We start from the raw sequence: 19,469 nt of genomic DNA, 5'->3' as shown, positions 1-19,469 counted from the left end.
CTCCTGGCCGTGGCCCTGGTGCTCGTCGGCAGCGACCGCTGCCTGGCGGTGCTCGCCCGGCGGCGCGCTCTTGTCCCGTCCCCGCCACCGTCCTAGCCTTCGGCATCCACGTCCGGACCGAGGGGGGGGAACCGACCCGGTGAGCTCGACCACGACGCGTGTGCGTCGCTCCGCCATCGCAGCAGTCCTGGCCGTCACGGTGCTCGCCGCCGCCTGTGGCGGTGGCGGATCGGAGGGCTCCACCTCCGACCGCACGATCCCGGAGACGGCGTTGACCAAGACGCCGCCCACCCCGCCGCAGACGGGTGGGACGTTGAAGTTCGGCCTCGATGCCGAGACCTCTACCGGCTGGGACCCGGCCAACAGCCAGTGGGCAGGTGCCGGCACCATCGTGAGCCGGGCGATCTTCGACCGTCTGGCGGAGCTCGACGCCGACGGCAACCCGAGGCCCAATCTCGCGGAGTCGATCGAGCCCAACGCCGACTTCACGGTGTGGACCATCAAGCTGCGGCCCGGCATCGTGTTCCACAACGGCGAGAAGTTCGACGCCAACGCGGTGCGCCTGAACCTTGAGCGGGCGGCGTCGTCGGTCCTGCTCGGTGCGGCGATCAGCGGGTTCCTCTCGACGGTGGAGGTGGTCGACGACCTGACCGTCCGGGTGAACACCAAGCGGCCCTGGTCCACCTTCCCCAACTCGCTCACCACCCAGGCCGGGGTGATGGCCGCACCGGCACAGATCAACTCCGCCGCCCCGGCCCAGCAGCCGATCGGCACCGGCCCGTTCGTGTTCCAGAGCTGGTTGCAGGACAGCAAGCTGACCGTGACCCGCAACCCCAACTACTGGCAGAAGGACGAGTCGGGTACCCAGCTGCCGTACCTCGACGGCATCGAGTTCAGCATCCTGGCCGACCCCACGGCCCGGGGGGCGGCGCTCGAGTCGGGATCCGTGGAGGCGTTCAACACCTTCGAGCCCGACCCGATCCAGGAGTTCCTGGAGAAGGCGGAAGCCGGACGGGTCCAGCTCCTGTCGAACGCCAACGCTGAGGACCAGACCCAGTTCGTGGGCCTCAACACCGCGAAGCCGCCTTTCGACGACCCACTCGCCCGCCAGATCGTGGTGACCGGCCTCGACACCAGGAACATCTCGCAGACCCAGTACCACGGCCTGTTCCCACCGTCGGACAGCCTCTTCAGCCCCAGCTCGCCGTACTACGCGAACACCTCGTATCCCACCTACGACCCGGCCAAGGCGCAGGAGCTGCACGACCAGTACAAGCAGAAGACCGGCCGGCCGCTGTCGTTCACGCTCACGCTCCCCGGCACGCCCCAGTTCAGGACGATCGGTGAAGCGGCGCAGGCGCAGGCCGCGGCGTTCGGGGTGCAGATCGAGCTGAACCTGGTCGACCAGGCGACGCTGATCGTCAACGCGCTGACAGGAAACTTCGAGGCGACCGGCTTCATCACCTTCGGCGAGCCACCCATCGACTCGGTGTTCATCTCCACCGAGACGGCCAAGCCCCTCGGGCAGCTCGCGCTGAACTTCACCCGGATGGTCGACCCGCAGATCCAGGCCGCGCTCGACGCGATCCAGCGGACCAGCTCCCAGGAGGAGCGGATCGCCCAGTGGAAGGTCATCCAGCAGCGCATGGCCGAGAACCTGAACTTCGTGTTCGTGGTGCGCAACCGCTCGGCGGTGGTGTTCGCCAACAACGTCTACGGGATGTCGGGCGCGACGATCCCCGGTGGCATCCCGGTCAAGGCGACGACGAGCCCGTTCCTGGGCTGGGCCTGGAAGGCCCGCTAGCGCCCATCGTCCGCGCGGCCCTCCAGCCCGGCGACGAGATCGGCGAGTGCCCGCCGGTCGACCTTCTCGGCGGGCGTGAGTGGCAGCGCGTCGAGCAGCACCAGCCGCTCGGGCAGCTTGTGGTGGGCCAGCCGGTCACGGGCGAAGGTCCGCAGCTCGTCCAGGGTCGGCAGGGGTGACCCGGCCCGGGCCACGACGGCCGCCACCCCGATCTCGCCCATGACCGGGTCGGGGCGGGCCACGATGGCCACCTCGGCCACCGCCGGGTGCTCGGCCAGCACCGCCTCCACCTCGACCGGATAGACGTTGTAGCCCCCTCGCACGTACATCTCCTTGCGCCGGCCGGCCAGGCGGAGGCGGCCCTGCTCGTCGACCCGGCCGAGGTCGCCGGTGCGGACGAATCCGTCCGGGGTGAACGCCGCCGCGGTGGCCTCCGGATCGTGCCAGTAGCCGCTCATCGAGGCCGGCGATCGCAGGCAGACCTCGCCGATCTCGCCCGGGCCCACGGGTCGGAGGTCGCGGTCGAGGATCGCCAGCTCGACGCCGGGATGTGGCCGGCCGACGCTGAGCTCCGCATCTTCGGCGGGGGCGTCGAAGGCGGTGCCGAGCCCGATGCCGGCCTCCGTGCAAGAGTAGCGGATGGCCACCGGGGCGCGGAAGCGCGTTCGTGCCTCGCGCACCAGCGCCGGCGTGGCCGGGCCGCCGCCCATCACGATGGCCCGCACCGACGACAGGTCGAAGCCCTCGAAGTCCGGATCGGCGAGCATGAGGGCCACCTGGGTGGGGATGCCGGCCACGGTCGTGAGGCGGTGGCGCTCAGTGAGCTCGAGGGCCAGGCGGGCCTGCCAGCGGTCGATCAGGTAGGTGGTGCCGCCCCGCATGAGGTTGCCCGGCAGCTTGGTCATCGGGCCCAGCGAGGCGAACGACGTGCCGGCGAGCTGACCACCACCCCCGCCCCACCGGCCACCGGTGTCGATGGCGGTGATGGCCTCGAGCTGGCGGGTGTCGAAGACCGCGGCTTTGGGCCGGCCGGTGGTGCCGGAGGTGAACACGATGGCCACGGGGCTCCCGCCGGCGCGCACCGCGAGCGAGGGTCGCGGGGAGCCGGCGCTCAGGTCAGGGACATCGCCGGGGCGCACGGTGAGGGCCGGCTCGACGAGCTCGAGCAGGACCGCCTGCTCGTGAGGGGTCAGCCGCCAGTTGACCCCGGCGGTCACGGCCCCGAGGCGGGCCGCGCCCACGTAGAGCGCCAGGTACTCGACCGTCGCCGGGAGCACGAGCGCCACCACGTCACCGGCCCGCACCCCCTGCTCCCGCAGCCACCACGCGGCCCGAAGGGTGCGATGGCGGAACTCGATGTAGCTGATGGGCTCACCGCCCGCGCTGACGTAGGCGGTACGATCGCCGAATCGTTCGGCTGCCTCGTCTACGACGGGCCCGAGCATCCCACCGGGCGTCGTTGCAGGAGGTGGTCGTGGCGGGAAGCCGCAAGCCGGATGCCGCGAGCACAGGTCGCCGCCGTGGTGACCCGCCCGGCTCGCCCACCGCGGGCCGGGAGCTGCGCAGCCAGGGCCGGCGCACGATGGCCGCCCTGCTCGCCGCGGGCATGCAGGTGCTGGCGGAGAAGGGCTACCACGCGGCGAGGGTGGACGACGTGGTGCGGGTGGCCGACGTCTCGCACGGCACCTTCTACCTGTACTTCTCCAACAAGGAGGACCTCTTCCGTGCCCTGGCCGTGCAGTGCGCGGACGAGATGACCGAGCTGGCCTCGTCGCTCGGTCCCGTGCCCCCCGGCGAGGAAGGGGTCGAGGCCCTTCGGGAGTGGCTGTCGGCGTTCATCGCCACCTACCGCCGGTACGGGGTGGTGATCCGGGCCTGGATGGAGGACCAGGTCTCGAGCCGTGACCTCGCTCGGTTGGGCGCGAAGGCCTTCAGCGGGATCACCGGCTCGCTGGTCGCCCGGTTGCGCGACGCGCGCGGCGACGGTGCGGATGTCGAGCTGGCCGGTGCCGCTCTGCTGGCGATGGTTGAGCGCTCGACGTACTTCGTGACCTCCCGCGACCTGCCGTTCGGCGACGACGAGCTGGCTGCCACGCTGGCCCGGGTCGCGCACCGGGGGTTCTTCCACCCCTCGACCTGAGGGGCGGGTCAGCGCAGCCGCCACTCGATCCGCTTCCCCGACGCGAACAGCTCCTGGCCCTGGCGGAGCGACTCCGCGTTGGTGCCGAGGCCGACGTAGGCGTACCCGAGGCCGAGCGCCTGGCTGCGGGAGTGCTCCAGCCCGGACCAGATGGCCCGTACCGTGCCCTCGATGGCCAGCGGTGGCGCGGAGGCGATGGCGTTCGCGCACCAGGCGGCGGCGTCGCGCAGCTCGGACCCGGGTACGACCTCGGAGACCAGGCCGATCTGGTGGGCCCGCTGGGCGGACATCCGCTCGTGGTTCCCCAGCAGGGAGACCCGCATGATCTCGTGGAAGGGCATCTTCTGCAGCATGTGGATCGGCTCGAACGCGGCGGTCATGCCGTAGGTGACGTGGGGGTCGAAGAACGTGGCGTGTTCCGCGGCGATGATGAACTCGACCTCGCCGAGCATGTAGAAGGCGCCCCCGCAGGCCATGCCGTTCACCGCGGCGATCACCGGCTTCCACAGGTCGTTGCTCTTGGGGCCGACGTAGTCGCCGGGATCGTCGAAGTGGAACGGAGTGGATCCCGAGCCGACGGTCTTGGCCTCGCCGTCGGGTTGCGCGCCCTGGCGTTCGGGGGTGCCCATGGTCTCGGTGCGGTCGATCCCGGTGCAGAACGCCTTGTCGCCCGCGCCGGTCAGCACCGCGACCCGCACGTCGTCGTCGTGGCGCATGGATCGCCAGAGGTCGCGCAGCTCCTTCTGCATCTGCACGTTGAAGGCGTTGTGGACCTCCGGCCGGTTGAGTGTCACCCAACCGACACCGTCTCGCACCTCGTAGATCAGCGTCTCGTAGTCGGCCATGCGCACCGTCCTACCGGAGCCCGTGCTGGCGCGCCAGCGTGGGTGGCGGGCTCAGCCCCCACCCATGGCGAGGCCGCCGGGCCGGTAGCCGAAGATGCCGGAGGCCACGGCGTCGCCGATCTTGGCCGGGTCCCACTTCTGGGGTTCCTTGCCCGCCTTCACGGAGCGGCCGAGGGTCCAGCCGACGTAGTGGGTGATCTCGTCGCCCACGGCCCGGAACACCTGCCCCGAGATGTGCTGGGATTCGTCGGAGGCCAGCCACACCACCATCGGCGCGGAGTTCCCGGGGTTCAGCCGCTGGAACTCGTCATCGGGACCGACCTGGTCGGCTTCCACGATGGGGATCTGGGGCATGGCCTCGTGCACCATGCGGGTGGCGCCACCGGGGGCGATGGCGTTGGCCCGCACGCCGTAGCGCTTGCCCTCCAGGGCGGTGATGACCGTGAGCGCGGCGATGCCGGCCTTGGCCGCGCCGTAGTTGGCCTGACCGGGGTTGCCCTGCAGCCCGGCCGACGACACTGTGTTCACGATGGAGGCCCGGCGCGGACGACCGGCCTTCGACTCGTTCTGCCAGTAGAGGCAGGCGAAGTGGGTCATGGCGAACGTGCCCTTGAGATGGACCCGGATCACCGCGTCCCAGTCCTGCTCGGTCATCTTGGTGATCGACACGTCGCGCAGGATGCCCGCGTTGTTGACCAGGATGTCGAGGCCTCCGAAGGTGTCCACGGCCTGCTGCACGAGCGCCTCGGCGTCGGACCAGTCGCTCACGTCGCCGTAGTTGGCGACCGCCTCACCGCCGCGCTGGCGGATGATGTCGACCACCTCGTCGGCGGGGCCCTTGTCGCCGCCCTCACCCTTGGAGGAGCCGCCGAAGTCGTTGACGACCACCTTGGCACCCTGGGCGGCGAGCTCCAGGGCCTCCCCGCGGCCGACTCCTCGACCGCCGCCCGTCACGATCGCCACCTTCCCGTCGACCAGTCCCATTCGTGTCCCCCATCGTGGTGTGCTTGAATGCGGAGAAACCTGACGTCGGCGTCACGTTTGGCGAGACCTTAGCGTCACGTCGCGGGCGCCGCACCACCACGGAGGACCGCGCGATGAGTGAGTTGTCAGAGGTCATCGGTCGGCCGACCGGGGCCGTGAAGGTCGTGGTCGAGCGGGGGCCGGTGGCCAAGTTCGCCGACGCGGTCAAGAACGACAGCCCCGTCTACCAGAGCCTGGAGGCAGCCCGAGCAGCGGGTTTCGAGCACATCCCCGCGCCCCCGACCTATGCCTTCTCGGCCCTGCAGTACTGGGGGCGGTTCCCGGAGGACCAGCCCCCTGACCCCACCGGGGGTACCAACCCGATGATGGAGGTCATCGGCACGCTGATGGCCAAGGGGGGCATGGTGCTCCACGGCGAGCAGGAGTTCGAGTACCACAAGCCCATCCAGGTGGGCGACGTGCTGACCAGCGAGGGCAAGGTCGTCGACTGCTACTCGAAGGAGAGCAAGGGTCGCACCATGACCTTCCTGGTCGTGGAGGACGTCTACCGCGACGAGGCCGGTGAGCCGGTGCTGACCTCCCGCATGAACCTCATCCACCGGTCCTGAGGAGCGCATCACATGGCCGGACGTCTCGACGGGCGAGTCGCCATCATCACCGGGGCCGGGCAGGGGATCGGCCTGGCGTACGCGCAGCGCTTCCTCGCCGAGGGCGCCAAGGTGGTGGTGGCCGAGATCAACGAGGAGCGCGGTCGCTCGGCGATGGCATCGCTGGCGGGAAAGGGCGACGCGGTCTTCGTCCCCACCGACATCGCCGACGAAGCCTCGGCCCGCGCCTGCGTCGAGGCCACCCTCGACGCGTTCGGCACGGTCGATGTCCTGGTGAACAACGCCGCGCTCTACTACGACATCGACAACGCCGACAACAGCTACGAGTACCTCCAGCGGGTGTTCCGGGTGAACCTCCACGGCGCGTGGCTGATGGCCCGAGCCGCGGCGCCGGTGATGGTGGAGAAGGGCAAGGGTCGCATCATCAACCAGTCCTCGTCGGCGGCGTACCTCTACCTGATGCCCGACACGGGTGCGTTCCAGGAGGTGGGGGCGTTCACCTACAGCCAGACGAAGTGGGGGGTCATCGGGCTGACGAAGTTCCTCGCCGCCCAGCTCGGCCCGTACGGGGTGACCGTCAACTGCATCGCCCCGGGGGTCACCATGACCGAGGCCACCCGCCGCATCGTGCCCGAGGAGTTCCTGCCCTTCGTCACGATGATGACGGCCATGAAGCGGGAGCTGCAGCCCGAAGACCTCACCGGCACCGCGGTGTTCTTCGCCTCCGACGACGCGGAGCTGGTCACCGGTCAGGTGCTCTGCGTGGACGGTGGCCTGGCGATGCCGGGCTGACGCCCAGTGCTGGCCCCCTGGGATACCGCCCAGAGTTGACCCCCTGGGTCGACATCCAGAGTTGACGCTCGTGTCAGGTTTTGCTGACATGGGCGTCAGCAACCGGGGAGGTTCCGCGCATGGGCCAGCACTCGATCGTCTCCGCCGACGCCCACATCCTGGAGCCGCCGGACATCTGGAAGAACTGGCTGGCCGACGCCTACCAGGACAAGGCGCCCAAGCTCGTGAAGGACGCGGACGGCGGCGACGCCTGGCTCTTCGCCGGAGCCACGACCCCGGACCCCATCGGGCTCACGGCCACCCCCGGCATGCCCCTCGACCAGTTCCGCTGGACCGGGGTCACCTACGACGAAGCCCGCCCCGGCTGCTACGACGGCGCGGCGCGACTCGAGGACATGACCCGCGACGGGGTCGACGTCGAGATCCTCTTCCCCCCACAGCGCACCATCGGTCACTTCCTCGGTGACGAGGACGACGCCTTCGTGCTGGCCGGCGTGGACGCGTACAACAACTTCCTCTTCGACGAGTTCTGCGCGCCCGACCCGGCCCGGCTGGTCGGCGCGTACCAGATCCCCTCGCTGGGGATCGACACCGCGGTGGAGTACCTGCACAAGGCCAAGGCGCGGGGCGCGAAGACGGTGGTGATCTCATGCTGGCCGGCCGGTGGCGAGAGCATCTCGGAGGCCGACGACCGGTTCTGGGCGGCGGCGGTCGAGGCGGAGATGCCGGTGTGCATCCACATCCTCATGATCAGCCGAGCGGCGCGCCTGCGGGCTCGGCAGGCGGCAGCCAGGGCAGGAGGGCGCCAGCTCTACGGTGAGGGCACGGGCCGAGCAGGCGCGAAGGCGGCCGCGAGCCTCTCGGGGGTCTTCTCGAGTGTGCCGTCCACCATCGGCCAGCTCATCTTCACCGGGGTGTTCGAGCGGTTCCCCGGCCTGCACGTGTCGATGATCGAGATCGGGGTGGGCTGGCTGCCGCACTTCCTCGAGGCCATGGACGACAGGTACTGGCGCAACCGCTCCTGGGCGGACCTCCCGATCAGCCGGCCTCCGTCGAGCTACTGGTTCGAGAACATGAGCGCGAGCTTCGTGCGGGACGACTACGGCATCCGGAACCGCCACGAGGTCGGGGTGGCGAACATGATGTGGAGCACCGACTACCCGCACCACGGCAACGACTGGCCGTACTCCCGCAAGGTGATCAACGAGACGATGGCCGGCGTGCCACCGGAGGAGAAGCACCAGATCATCTGCGGCAACGCGGTGCGGATCTTCGGTCTCGACGGCTGACGAGCGAGGAGGGCCCACGATGCGTGTGGAGGACCTGATCCTGGTGAGCGTGGACGACCATGTGGTCGAGCCCCCGGACCTGTTCGCGGGCCGCCTACCGAAGCGCTACGAGGCGCTCGCCCCCCGGGTCATCACCAAGGAGGACGGCTCCGACGTCTGGCTCTACGAGGGCCAGGAGCTGCCCAACATCGGGTTGAACGCGGTGTCGGGCCGGCCACCGGAGGAGTACGGGATCGAGCCCACCGCGTTCTCCGAGATGCGCGAAGGGTGCTACGACGTCCGCAAGCGGGTCGACGACATGAACGCCAACGGCGTGCTCGGCTCGATGTGCTTCCCCTCCTTCCCGCAGTTCTGCGGCCAGCTGTTCGCCCGCTCCGAGGACAAGGACGTGGGCCTGGCCATGCTGCGGGCCTACAACGACTGGCACATCGAGGACTGGTGTGGCGCGTTCCCCGGTCGGTTCATCCCCCTGGCCCTGCCGGTGCTGTGGGACCCCGCGCTGGCCGCGGAGGAGGTGCGGCGGGTGGCCGACAAGGGCTGCCACGCGGTGACGTTCTCGGAGAACCCGGAGAAGCTCGGCTACCCGTCGTTCCACAACCCTCACTGGGACCCGTTCTGGGCCGCCTGCGAGGAGACCGAGACCGTGGTGTGCCTGCACATCGGGTCCTCCTCGCAGCTCGTGATCACCTCCATCGAGGCTCCCATCAACGTGATGATCACCCTGCAGCCCATGAACATCGTGCAGGCCGCGGCGGATCTCGTCTGGTCCCGGGTGCTCCAGGAGTTCCCCCGCCTGCGCTTCGCCCTGTCCGAAGGCGGCATCGGGTGGATCCCCTACTTCCTCGAACGGATAGACTACGTGTACCAGCACCACCGGCTCTGGACCGGTCACGACCTGGGGATGCTGCCCAGCGAGCTGTTCAGGGAACGCATCGTCACCTGCTTCATCGACGACGCATTCGGGATCGAGAACAGCCATCACCTCAACCTGGACATGATCACCTGGGAGTGCGACTACCCGCACTCCGATTCCACCTGGCCGCACTCACCCGAGGCGCTGGCGAAGAGCCTCACCGGGGTGCCGGCCGACGAGGTGGACCAGATCACCCACCTCAACGCCATGCGGATCTTCCAGTACGACCCGTTCTCGGTGCGGGCCCGTGAGCGCTGCACGGTGGGCGCCCTGCGAGCGGAAGCAGCCGGGGTGGACGTGAGCGTGAAGAGCGTCGGCAACCGCCACGAGCGCCCGAGCGAGCCGATCCGGATCATCGACCTGGCCAACCGGACGAAGGCCACCCCCGCCAGCGGCGACGCCTGACCCCCTCCCGTTCCGGCGCGCTCCCCGTTCCCGACAGACTTCCCGTTCTGTTCACGGTTTCGCGGTTCCGCACCGCGCTGGGATGAACAGTTCGGGTGCGCTCTTCGTTCTGTTCACGGTTTCGCGCTCTGGGACCGCGCTGGGATGAACAGTTCGGGTGATGAGGGCCGGCGTCGGGGCGCTAGACAGGGCGGATGGCAGATGCCCGGGAAGAGCCCGTCCGTTACCCGGCGGAGTGGGAGTTCGATGCGGTGCTCGCGGACGGTGGCACGGTCCACGTCCGTCCGATCCGCCCGGACGACGCCGCCGCGCACCTGGCCTTCTTCGAACGGCTGTCGCCCGAGACCCGCTACTACCGCTTCTTCTCCCCCAAAGCGACCCTCACCCCGGAAGAGTCGAAGCGGTTCACCGAGGTCGACTACCGCGACCGCTTCGCCCTCGTCGCACTCCACGGTGACGCGATCATCGCCGTGGCGCGCTATGAGCGGCAGGGTGCGGCTCCGGAGGCGGAGGTGGCCTTCGTCATCGACGACGCCAACCAGGGCCGGGGGATCGGCACCCTGCTCCTCGAGTACCTGGCCGCCGCGGCGCACGACAACGGCATCACCCGGTTCACCGCCGAGGTCCTGCCGGACAACCGGCGGATGCTCGATGTCTTCCAGGACGCGGGCTACCGGACGGTCGCCCAGCTCGACGGGGGCGTCGTGCGGGTGGAGCTGCTGCTCGAGCAGACGGAGCGATCGCGGGCCGCGGTCGAGCACCGCGAGCACGTGGCGGAGGCCGCATCGATCCGCCGGATGCTCTGCCCCCGCTCGGTGGCGGTGATCGGCGCCAGCCACGAGCCGGGCACCATCGGCTATCACCTGTTCCTCAACGTGCTCGCCGGCGGCTTCGCCGGGCCGGCGTACCCGGTGAACCCCTCGAGCCCGCACGTGGCCAGCGTGCCGACCTATCCCTCGGTGCTCGACATCCCCGGTGAGGTCGACCTGGCGGTGATCGCGGTGCCCGCCGCCTCGGTGCCGGCCGTCGTCGACCAGTGTGTCGCCAAGGGCGTGAAAGGGCTGGTGGTGATCAGCGCCGGGTTCAGCGAGACCGGCGCCGAGGGAGCGGCGCTGGAGCGCGACGTGGTGACCCGGGCGCGGCGGGGCGGGATGCGCCTGATCGGTCCCAACTGCCTGGGGATCGCCAACACCGCGGTGGGTCTCAACGCCACGTTCGCACCCCGCGTGCCTCCCCGGGGCCGGGTGGGGTTCCAGTCGCAGTCGGGAGCACTCGGCATCGCCCTGCTCGAGTGGACCGACCGCCTCGGGATCGGGTTGTCGTCGTTCGTCTCGGTTGGGAACAAGGCGGACGTGAGCAGCAACGACCTGTTGCAGTACTGGGAGGACGATCCCGACACCGACGTGATCCTGCTCTACCTCGAGTCCTTCGGGAACCCACGCAAGTTCAGCCGGATCGCCCGCCGGGTCTCCCAGCGCAAGCCCATCGTGGCCGTGAAGTCCGGCCGGAGCGCGTCGGGGGTTCGGGCCGCGTCGTCGCACACCGCGGCCGCGGCCAGCCCCGAGGTGGCGGTGAGCGCGCTGTTCCACCAGACGGGCGTGATCCGGGTGGACACCATCGACGAGCTGTTCGACATGGCCCAGGTCCTGGTCTCCCAGCCTCTGCCGGACGGGCCCCGGGTGGCGATCGTGGGCAACTCGGGGGGGCCGGGCATCCTCGCCGCTGATGCGTGTGACGGCGCGGGGCTCGACGTGGTGGTCCTCGCCCCGCAGACCCGGGAGGCCCTGCGCGCCCTGCTGGGGCCGAACGCGTCGGTCACGAACCCCGTCGACATGGTGGCCTCGGCCACTCCGGCACACTACGAGCAGGCGTTGCGGCTGGTGCTGGCCGACGAGAACGTCGACGCGGTGATCGTGATCTTCACCCCGCCGCTGGTCACCCGGGCCGATGAGGTGGCCGAGGCCATCGCGTCAGCCGCCGAGGGGGCCACGAAGCCGGTGCTGGCCAACTTCCTGGCCTCCCGGGACGTGCCCGCAGCCCTCCAGGGTGGCTCTGAAGGCCGCCGGCGCATCCCGTCGTTCCCCACTCCCGAGCCTGCGGCGCGCGCCCTCGGCCGCCTGGTCCGCTACGCGGCCTGGAAGCGGCGGGACCCGGGGCGGGTCCCGGTCTTCGCCGACATCGACCGGGGGCGGGCCCGCCAGGTCGTCGACGCGGTGCTGGCCCGAGCCGGCGTTGCCGCCGCCGAGGCGGGCGTCTGGCTCGACGCGGGCGAGGCGGTCACTCTGCTGCGTGCCTATGGTCTCGCAGTACTGGAGGTCCACCCGGTGTCCAGTGCGGACGACGCGGCGGCGGTGGCGGAGCGGATCGGCTTTCCGGTGGCGGTGAAGGCCGCCGCCGGCGCCCTGGTGCACAAGACCGATGTGGGCGCGGTGAGGTTGGGGCTCGCCTCGGCCGAGCAGGTCCGGGAGGCCTTCGAGCAGGTCACCGCCGCGGCCGCCGACCACGGTGGCGGTGTGGTCGTGCAGGCGATGGCGGAGTCTGGCGTCGAGACCATCGTGGGCGTGGTGCAGGACCCGGCGTTCGGGCCGCTGGTCATGTTCGGCATGGGTGGCGTGGCGACGGAGCTGCTGGCCGATCGGGCATTCCGGATCGTGCCGGTCACCGACACCGACGCGGCGGAGGTGGTGCGGAGCCTGCGGGCCAGCCCGTTGCTGTTCGGCTATCGAGGGGCGGCGCCGGTGGCGACCGGTGCGCTGGAGGAGCTGCTGGTGCGGGTGGGCGTGCTCGCCGACGAGCTCCCGGAGGTCGTCGAGCTGGATCTCAACCCGGTGATCGCCACCCCGGCTGGCGTCGTCGCCGTGGACGCCAAGGTGCGGGTCCGCCCGGTCGAGCCCCACCGCCACGACGAGCTGCGCCGGGTGCGCTGAGGCGCTGCTCAGTCCCCGGCTCGCACCCACCGGGGGAGCGCCACGTCGTCGGCCACCCGGTCGAAGATCACCCGCACCGGCTCGCCGATGCGGATCGTGGCCGGGTCGATCTCCCCGAGCGGGTGGCCGGGGCCGATCACGAGGTTGCCGACCAGGCGGATGGACGGGTCGTCGTCAAGGCTCACCACCACCACGTTGTACGGGGCCTGCTGCGCGTACGCAGGCAGCAGCGGCGGATGAGCGACGACGAACGACCAGATCGTGCCGGTTCCCGAAGTGGTCTCCCAGCGATCCTCGAAGCTGCGGCACGACGGGCACATCGGCCTCGGCGGCATGCGGCGCCGGCCGCAGGCCGCGCAAGCCTGCACCCGCAGCTCACCGAGCAGGCACCCCTCCCAGAAGGGCGCGGAGTCCTCGTCGATGGCGGGCAGCAGCAGGCCCTCGCTCACGGAGCTGCTCGTGGCGCCGCTCATGGGGCGCGGGTGCTCAACGGTCACCGGCCTCGCCCCGCCGCAGGAGCAACGCGCTGGTGGGCACGCCCTCGCCGCTGGTGACCAGGCACGTCTCGGCCCCCTCCACCTGGCAGTGGGACTCACCCCGCAGTTGCCGCGCACCCTCGACGATGAGGTTGAAGCCGTGCACGTACGCCTCGCTCATCCCACCGCCGGAGGTGTTGGTGGGCAGCGATCCCCGGTCCCATTCGAGGTTGCCGTCCTCGGTGAAGGCGGCGCCCTCCCCCCGACCGCAGAAGCCGTAGCCCTCGAGTGACAGCGGCACCAGCGGCGAGAACGCGTCGTAGAGCTGGGCCACGTCGACCTCCGCCGGTCCGAAGTCGGCCTGGCGCCACAGCAGCTCCGCGCAGGCCCACGAGGGTCCGAGCAGCGGGTCGTCGCAGAAGTAGTTGGTCATGGTCTGGTGCTGCCGGGGGATCGACTGGGCGAAGCCGTGCACCAGCACCGGCACGTTCCTGGTGTCCCGGGCCCGCTCGGCGCTGGTGATGACCACCGCACCCGCGCCGTCGGACTCGAGGCAGTTGTCGAACAGGCACAGCGGCTCCGAGATCCAGCGGGCCGCGAGGTACTCGTCGCGCGACAAGGGTTTGCCGTGCATCATCGCCCCGGGGTTGCGGTTGGCGTGCTTGCGGAAGGCGAGGGCCACGTTGGCCAGCTGGTCGCGGGTGGCACCGTAGGTGTGCAGGTAGCGGCGGGTGAGCATGGCGATCTCGTCCACCGGGCGCAGCAGCCCCCACGGGCGGGACCACTGCTGGTTGCCCCGCACCCGGCTCGACACCCCCGCCCAGGGCCGAGCCGAGGCGGCCCCCCGTTTGCGCGACCGCCAGGCGACGGCCACCGTGCACTGCCCGGTGGCCACGGCCATCGCCGCGTGTCCGACCACCGCGCAGCCCGCACCCCCGCCGTAGCCGACCTGCCCGAAGAAGGTGATGTCGTCCGTGCCGAGGTTGCGGGCGATCTCGATCTCCTCGGTGGTCTCGAGGGTGTACGAGGCCAGCCCGTCGACCTCCGAGGGGTGGATGCCGGCGTCGTCGAGCGCGGCCAGGATGGCTTCGAGCGCGAGGCGCTTCTCGCTCTGGGGCAGGGCCTTGGCGAACGCGGTCTGGCCGACGCCCACGATGGCGGTGGCGTCCTTGATCCCCGAGGTGGGCATCGGCGCGCTCCGGGCCTCAGGGGGTCGGCTGGGGGGTGGATCGGGGGATGGCCAGCGCGTCGAGAGCCACCACGCCCTGGCCTTTCGGTCGCACCACCAGCGGGTTGATATCGAGCTCGGCGAGCGTGCCTGCGTGGTCGAGGGCCAGGCGCTGCACCTTCATGATCACGTCGACCAGGGCCCGCACGTCGCTCGGCTTCCGCCCCCGGGTGCCCTGCAGGAGCTTGTAGCCCTTGATCTCCTGCACCATCCGGCGGGCTTCGTCCTTGTCGAACGGCGGCACCCGGAAGGTCACGTCCTCGAACACCTCCACGAAGACCCCGCCCAGCCCGAACATGATCACGGGCCCGAACAGCTCGTCCTGGGAGATGCCCACGACGGTCTCCACCCCGCCGCTGACCAGCTCGGAGACCAGCACCCCGTCGATGGTGGCCTTGCGGTTCGCCTTCCGGGCGGTGGCCTCCAGCTCCGCGAACGCCCGCTGGACCTCCGCCGCCGTGTGCAGGCCGACCCGCACCAGACCGAGGTCGGACTTGTGGGGCAGGTCCGGTGAGCTCACCTTGAGCACCACGGGGAAGCCGATGTCGCGTGCCGCCCGCACCGCCTGCGCGGCCGAGGTGGCGAGCACGTCGCGGGTGACGGGGATGCCGTACGCCGCGAGCAGCGCCTTGGACTCGTGCTCGCTGAGCGGGCGCCCGGCGCTGAGCAGGTGGTCGGTCCCGGCCCCCGCCGGCGAGCGCCGGGTGACGGGCTTGGCGAACGGCGAGCGGTGGCGGGCGAGGAAGTCGTGGTGGTCGAAGTAGGCGCGGGCCGCCAGCACGCAGTTGTGGAAGGTGCGGAACACGGGCAGGCGTGAACCCAGCAGCACCTCGGTGTAGACGGGGTCGGTGCTGTCGGGGGACCCCCACACCACCAGGATCGGCTTGTCGGTGTGGGCGGCGGCGTCGACCAGGCTCTGGGCCATGGGTCGGCTCATGGAGGCCAGCGCGCCGGTGATGGGGCAGATGAGCATGTCGATGTTCGGGTCGTCGAGGATGGTCTGCACGATCTTGGGGCCTCGCTCGTCGGCGGAGGGCGCACCACCCGAGTCGACCGGGTTGGAGACCCGCAGGTAGCCCGGGATCCACTGCCGGAGTGCCTGCTGACTGGCCGGGGTGAGCTCCGCCAGCTCCAGACCGGCGGCCGCGACCAGATCGGCCATGTGCGCGCCGGTGCCCCCGGAGATGGCGTAGATGCACACGTTGCGCCGGCCGGGCTGTGCCGGGGGCTTGGTGCGGGCGAGCGTGGCGGCCACGTCGGTGAGCTCGTCGAGCCCGTCCACCCGGGTGATGCCGTACTGGCGGAACACCGCGGAGACCACGGCGTCGGAGCCGGTGAGGTGACCGGTGTGGGACTTGGCCATGGAACGGCCCTCGTCGGTGCGACCCACCTTGACCGCGACGATCGGCTTGCCGGCGGTGGCCGCGTGGTCGGCGGCGAGCATGAGGGTGCGCCCGTCCTTGAACCCCTCCACGTAGGCGGCGATGACGCCGACCTCGGGCTGGTCGGCGAAGTAGGCGGCGAAGTCGGCGAACTCGAGGTCGGCCTCGTTGCCCGTCGGCGCCCAGTGCGACAGGGCGATGCCCTGCTCCTGCGCCTGGAACACCGGTCGGCCCTGGTGCCCGCTCTGGGTGATGAGCGCGATCTTCGGCGGTGGCAGGTCGCGGAAGGTCTCGAAGGCGTTGAGGTTGGTGTTCGGTCCCAGCACGTGCGTGCTGCCGGTGGCGATGAGCTCCTCCAGCCGCCGCTGGAGCGCCTCGCCCTCGGGGCCGACCTCGTTGAAGCCGGCCGCGAAGATCACCGCGAACCGGGGCTTCTTCTCCAGCACGGTCTCGAACATCTCCACCGCGTTGCCCACCAGGATCGCGGCGAGGTCGAGATCCCCGGGGATGTCGAGCACGGAGCGGTAGCAGGGCACCCCGTCGACCTCGTCGCGGTTGGGGTTGACCGGGTAGCACTCGGCGCCGGCCTGTTCGGCCCACTGGCGGATCTTGCGCCACATGGCGCTGTTGGGCCGCCCGGTGGAGTCGCTGGCCCCGATGACGGCGACGGTCCTGGGCCGGAAGAAGGTGTCGAGGTCGATCTGGCGGAGGGCGGTCGGCCGGCCCGTCACGTCGGTCCGTGGAGCGGTCATGCCCCGACCTTACCTGACGCTCATGTCAGCTAACAGCGGCCTCCGCTACGCTGCCCGCATGACCCGAGAGGCCGTGATCGTCGACACCGTGCGCACCCCGATCGGCAAGCGGAAGGGCGCGCTGTCGGGCTGGCACCCCACCGATCTGCTGGGCCACACGCTGCGGGCCTTGCTCGACCGCACGGGGGTGGACCCCGAGCGCATCGACGACGTGGTCGGCGGGTGCGTGACCCAGGTGGGTGAGCAGGGCTGCAACGTGACCCGCAACGCCTGGGTGGCCGCCGGTCTCCCCCAGTCGGTGCCGGCCACGTCGGTCGACCGCCAGTGCGGTTCGTCGCAGCAAGCGGTGCATTTCGCCGCCCAGGCGGTGATCGCCGGCTCCTACGACCTGGCCATCGCCTGCGGGGTCGAGTCGATGACCCGTGCTCCCATGGCCTCGAACGCGGCTGGCGGCACGGGCCCGTTCTCCGCCGACTTCCTCGAGGCCTGCAAGGGTCAGTTGATGACCCAGTTCGAGGTGGCGCAGATCCTCGCCGGCACGTTCGGCATCACCCGCCGGGAGATGGACGAGTACGCGGTGCGCAGCCACCAGCGGGCCCACGAGAGCACGGTCGACGGGCACTTCGCCCGGGAGATCGTGCCCGTGCCCATCAAGGACGAGGAGGGCCGCGAGACCGGCGAGCTGCTCACCGCAGACGAAGGCATCCGCCCCGAGACCACCGTCGAGGTGCTCGCCGCCCTCGACAGCGCCGCCAAGTGGGACCCCTCGATCGCGCCCGACATCACGGCCGGCAACTCCTCGCAGATGAGCGACGGCGCCTCCGCGATGCTCATCGCCGACCGGGCGGTGGCGGAGCAGCTCGGCCTGCCGGTACGGGCCAGGATCCGGCACATGGTGGTGGGGGCGGACGACGCGGTGCTGGTGCTCTCCGCCCCCAACCCGGTCACCCGCAAGCTGCTGGCCCGCACCGGCCTGTCGATCGGCGACTTCGACGCCATCGAGTGCAACGAGGCCTTCGCGGCCATCGCGCTGATGTGGGCCAAGGAGTTCCAGCCCGACCCCGAGCGGTACAACCCCCGAGGTGGGGCGATCGCGCTGGGACACCCACTGGGTGCCAGCGGCATCCGCATCATGACCACCCTGCTGAACCACCTCGAGGTCACCGGCGGGCGCCTGGGCTTCCAGACCATGTGCGAGGGCGGCGGCCAGGCGAACGCCACCGTGATCGAACGCCTCGGCTGACGTACCGGCTCGCGATCGCGGGGCTGGTGGTTGCAGGGGCTCGCGGTTGGGGAGGCCGGTGGTTGGGGGCTCGCCGCCCGAGCACCGGTGCCTCGACCCGCTGATCGGTGCGTGCGTGTCACACCCCCCGGCTAGTATCGAACATATGTTCGATTGGGTCGGGCTGGCCGAGACGGGGCGCAAGCTCGCGGCGCTCGATGCGTCGTTGGCCGACGACGAAGCGCTGCTGGAAGGTGTGCAGGCGCTGGAGGAGCTGCGCCGAGCGCTGGACGCGGCGGAGGGTCACCTGCTGGCCGAGCTCGAGCGCCGGGGCGTGTGCGATCGGGAGTTCGGATCGGGCACGGCAGGCTGGCTGGCGCGGGAGGCGATGCTGCCGGCGGCCGTGGCCAAGGCTCGGGTCGGGGTGGGGCTGGCGTTGCGAGCCAGCTTCGGCCGGGTGGATGAGGCGCTGGTGGATGGCCGGGTGTCCTGGGAGCACGCGCAGGCGCTGGTGCGGGCGGCGAACCCGCGGGTGCTCGACGGGCTGGCCGGGCTGCAGGAGGAGCTGGTGGGGTTGGCTGCCGGGACGACCTTCGAGCGGTGGCGGCGCGAGCTGGCGGGGGTGGTGGCGCTGCTCGACCAGGACGGTGGCCACGATCCGGCCGAGGACGTCGAGGAGAACCGGTTGTCGATGGTGCGCACCTTCGACGGGGTGCATCACCTGGCCGGCACCTTGGTGGGCGAGCACGCCCTGGTGGCGAAGCAGGCGCTGGAAGCCGAGGCCGACGAGCTGTTCCGCCGGTACCGCCGCGACCAGGAGCACTGCCCGGAGCTGGAGGTCCCGCCCCGCTCGACGCTGCTGGCCCTGGCGCTGGTCGAGCTGTGCCGTCGAGGACGAGCCACCGATGCACGGACCAGCCGCCCGCCGCGGCCGGAGGTGACCCTGGTGGTCAACGCGCTCGATCCCACCAGCGGTGCCTGCAGCACCGACGGGGTGATCCTGGCTGACGGCAGCGTGCGCACGCTGCTGTGCGACCCCGAGCTGTACCCGGTGGTCGTCGACAGCCTCGGGGTGCCACTCGATCTCGGGCGTGCGGTGCGGTACGCCACCGTGGCCCAGCGCCGCGCGCTGGCGTTGCGAGACGGGGGCTGTGTCTTCCCGGGATGCGATGCCCCGATCAGCTGGTGCGACGCGCACCACCTTGACGAGCACCGCCACGGCGGGCACACGAACCTCGACCGGCTGGTGGCCCTGTGCCGTCACCACCATGGGGTCACCCACCGCCGCGGCTGGCGGGTCCACACCACCGCGGACGGCTGGCACTGGTGGCAGACCCCCACCGGTCGGACCTTCTGGTCCCAGCGCCACGGCCGCCAGCGAGCCGCCCCGGCACCGCCCCCGATCTGAGCCACCGGAGTCCGTGGGCGAGCTGCCTGCGGCTCACCCGAGCGCGGCCACCGCTTCCATCTGCTCGAGATGGTGCGAGAGGCTCCGGCTGCGGAACCGGAGGTTCACGATCGTGGCACCAGCCTCGACCGCCGCCGCGATCGCTCGCTCGGCGCTGGAGGGATTGCCGAGGGGGTCGATGGGCGGCTCCGGCCACAGCACGACCTCCAGCGCCTGCGCCCGCCGCTCCCAGGCCTCGCTGCCGCGCGCCCGGTCGAGCATCGCCCGCACCTCATCCGTCCCCAGCCCGAAGGG

15 protein-coding genes and 1 pseudogene are annotated in these 19,469 nt (G+C 70.9%); 9 read left to right on the top strand and 7 right to left on the bottom strand.

Features of this window, described 5'->3' with window-relative positions; translation table 11 throughout:
• Positions 1 to 160: 160 nt before the first annotated feature.
• Positions 161 to 1,804 (top strand): ABC transporter substrate-binding protein, encoded by a 1,644-nt coding sequence (locus V7004_RS10210; protein ID WP_334143782.1) that lies wholly within the window; start codon positions 161 to 163, stop codon positions 1,802 to 1,804.
• Here the strand turns inward: V7004_RS10210 and V7004_RS10205 are convergent.
• Complete coding sequence (locus V7004_RS10205) at positions 1,801 to 3,249, bottom strand: class I adenylate-forming enzyme family protein (RefSeq protein WP_334143781.1); 1,449 nt, start codon at positions 3,247 to 3,249, stop codon at positions 1,801 to 1,803. The two genes, V7004_RS10210 and V7004_RS10205, sit on opposite strands and share 4 nt — an antisense overlap.
• Positions 3,250 to 3,278: 29 nt before the next feature.
• On the opposite strand from V7004_RS10205, the gene V7004_RS10200 reads away from it, so the two are divergent.
• Positions 3,279 to 3,944, top strand: a complete 666-nt coding sequence (locus tag V7004_RS10200; RefSeq protein WP_334143780.1) for a TetR/AcrR family transcriptional regulator — start codon at positions 3,279 to 3,281, stop codon at positions 3,942 to 3,944.
• 8 nt (positions 3,945 to 3,952) lie between these two features.
• Here V7004_RS10200 and V7004_RS10195 read toward each other — a convergent pair whose 3' ends face one another.
• On the bottom strand, positions 3,953 to 4,789 hold the full coding sequence (locus tag V7004_RS10195) for an enoyl-CoA hydratase/isomerase family protein (protein ID WP_208026999.1): 837 nt from the start codon (positions 4,787 to 4,789) through the stop codon (positions 3,953 to 3,955).
• Between the two features lie 51 nt (positions 4,790 to 4,840).
• Complete coding sequence (locus tag V7004_RS10190; RefSeq protein WP_334143778.1) at positions 4,841 to 5,773, bottom strand: SDR family NAD(P)-dependent oxidoreductase; 933 nt, start codon at positions 5,771 to 5,773, stop codon at positions 4,841 to 4,843.
• Between the two features lie 113 nt (positions 5,774 to 5,886).
• On the opposite strand from V7004_RS10190, the gene V7004_RS10185 reads away from it, so the two are divergent.
• From V7004_RS10185 to V7004_RS10165, 5 genes are all read left to right on the top strand, one after another.
• On the top strand, positions 5,887 to 6,381 hold the full coding sequence (locus tag V7004_RS10185) for a MaoC family dehydratase N-terminal domain-containing protein (protein ID WP_334143777.1): 495 nt from the start codon (positions 5,887 to 5,889) through the stop codon (positions 6,379 to 6,381).
• 12 nt (positions 6,382 to 6,393) lie between these two features.
• Positions 6,394 to 7,173: an SDR family NAD(P)-dependent oxidoreductase gene (locus V7004_RS10180; protein ID WP_334143776.1), complete on the top strand. Its 780-nt coding sequence runs from the start codon at positions 6,394 to 6,396 to the stop codon at positions 7,171 to 7,173.
• Positions 7,174 to 7,292: 119 nt separating this feature from the next.
• Entirely contained in the window at positions 7,293 to 8,462 is a 1,170-nt protein-coding gene (locus V7004_RS10175) for an amidohydrolase family protein (RefSeq protein ID WP_334143775.1), read from the top strand.
• 19 nt (positions 8,463 to 8,481) lie between these two features.
• Positions 8,482 to 9,780 carry an amidohydrolase family protein gene (locus tag V7004_RS10170; protein ID WP_334143773.1) on the top strand — a complete coding sequence of 433 codons (1,299 nt, stop codon included), beginning with the start codon at positions 8,482 to 8,484 and terminating at the stop codon, positions 9,778 to 9,780.
• Positions 9,781 to 9,974: 194 nt separating this feature from the next.
• Complete coding sequence (locus V7004_RS10165) at positions 9,975 to 12,707, top strand: bifunctional acetate--CoA ligase family protein/GNAT family N-acetyltransferase (protein WP_334143772.1); 2,733 nt, start codon at positions 9,975 to 9,977, stop codon at positions 12,705 to 12,707.
• A gap of 8 nt (positions 12,708 to 12,715) precedes the next feature.
• On the opposite strand, the gene V7004_RS10160 is transcribed toward V7004_RS10165, so the two are convergent.
• The 3 genes from V7004_RS10160 to V7004_RS10150 are packed head-to-tail and all read right to left on the bottom strand — an operon-like array spanning position 12,716 to position 16,545.
• Entirely contained in the window at positions 12,716 to 13,156 is a 441-nt protein-coding gene (locus tag V7004_RS10160) for a Zn-ribbon domain-containing OB-fold protein (RefSeq protein WP_334143771.1), read from the bottom strand.
• A gap of 37 nt (positions 13,157 to 13,193) precedes the next feature.
• Complete coding sequence (locus V7004_RS10155) at positions 13,194 to 14,372, bottom strand: thiolase C-terminal domain-containing protein (RefSeq protein ID WP_334143770.1); 1,179 nt, start codon at positions 14,370 to 14,372, stop codon at positions 13,194 to 13,196.
• Positions 14,373 to 14,388: 16 nt separating this feature from the next.
• Positions 14,389 to 16,545, bottom strand: coding sequence for an acetate--CoA ligase family protein (locus V7004_RS10150; protein WP_334143769.1), 2,157 nt, complete (start codon positions 16,543 to 16,545; stop codon positions 14,389 to 14,391).
• A gap of 58 nt (positions 16,546 to 16,603) precedes the next feature.
• On the opposite strand from V7004_RS10150, the gene V7004_RS10145 reads away from it, so the two are divergent.
• Positions 16,604 to 17,788 (top strand): thiolase family protein, encoded by a 1,185-nt coding sequence (locus tag V7004_RS10145; RefSeq protein ID WP_334143767.1) that lies wholly within the window; start codon positions 16,604 to 16,606, stop codon positions 17,786 to 17,788.
• 145 nt (positions 17,789 to 17,933) lie between these two features.
• Positions 17,934 to 19,175 carry an HNH endonuclease signature motif containing protein gene (locus V7004_RS10140; RefSeq protein ID WP_334143765.1) on the top strand — a complete coding sequence of 414 codons (1,242 nt, stop codon included), beginning with the start codon at positions 17,934 to 17,936 and terminating at the stop codon, positions 19,173 to 19,175.
• A 33-nt stretch (positions 19,176 to 19,208) separates the two neighbouring features.
• Here the strand turns inward: V7004_RS10140 and V7004_RS10135 are convergent.
• Positions 19,209 to 19,469 (bottom strand): annotated as a pseudogene (locus V7004_RS10135) (LLM class F420-dependent oxidoreductase); the annotation flags it as partial.

Origin of the sequence: Rhabdothermincola sp., from assembly GCF_036846205.1 — a bacterium.
Taxonomy (GTDB): Bacteria; Actinomycetota; Acidimicrobiia; order Acidimicrobiales; family Acidimicrobilacustridaceae; genus Rhabdothermincola.
The sequence above is the reverse complement of the archived record's forward strand: the minus strand, read 5'-3'. Positions and strand labels throughout refer to the sequence as shown.

Coding starts and splice junctions, on each gene's coding strand:
- V7004_RS10205 (WP_334143781.1), bottom strand. CDS start 3,249: ATGCTCGGGCCCGTCGTAGACGAGGCAGCCGAACGATTCGGCGATCGT.
- V7004_RS10195 (WP_208026999.1), bottom strand. CDS start 4,789: ATGGCCGACTACGAGACGCTGATCTACGAGGTGCGAGACGGTGTCGGT.
- V7004_RS10190 (WP_334143778.1), bottom strand. CDS start 5,773: ATGGGACTGGTCGACGGGAAGGTGGCGATCGTGACGGGCGGCGGTCGA.
- V7004_RS10185 (WP_334143777.1), top strand. CDS start 5,887: ATGAGTGAGTTGTCAGAGGTCATCGGTCGGCCGACCGGGGCCGTGAAG.
- V7004_RS10180 (WP_334143776.1), top strand. CDS start 6,394: ATGGCCGGACGTCTCGACGGGCGAGTCGCCATCATCACCGGGGCCGGG.
- V7004_RS10175 (WP_334143775.1), top strand. CDS start 7,293: ATGGGCCAGCACTCGATCGTCTCCGCCGACGCCCACATCCTGGAGCCG.
- V7004_RS10170 (WP_334143773.1), top strand. CDS start 8,482: ATGCGTGTGGAGGACCTGATCCTGGTGAGCGTGGACGACCATGTGGTC.
- V7004_RS10165 (WP_334143772.1), top strand. CDS start 9,975: ATGGCAGATGCCCGGGAAGAGCCCGTCCGTTACCCGGCGGAGTGGGAG.
- V7004_RS10155 (WP_334143770.1), bottom strand. CDS start 14,372: ATGCCCACCTCGGGGATCAAGGACGCCACCGCCATCGTGGGCGTCGGC.
- V7004_RS10150 (WP_334143769.1), bottom strand. CDS start 16,545: ATGACCGCTCCACGGACCGACGTGACGGGCCGGCCGACCGCCCTCCGC.
- V7004_RS10145 (WP_334143767.1), top strand. CDS start 16,604: ATGACCCGAGAGGCCGTGATCGTCGACACCGTGCGCACCCCGATCGGC.
- V7004_RS10140 (WP_334143765.1), top strand. CDS start 17,934: ATGTTCGATTGGGTCGGGCTGGCCGAGACGGGGCGCAAGCTCGCGGCG.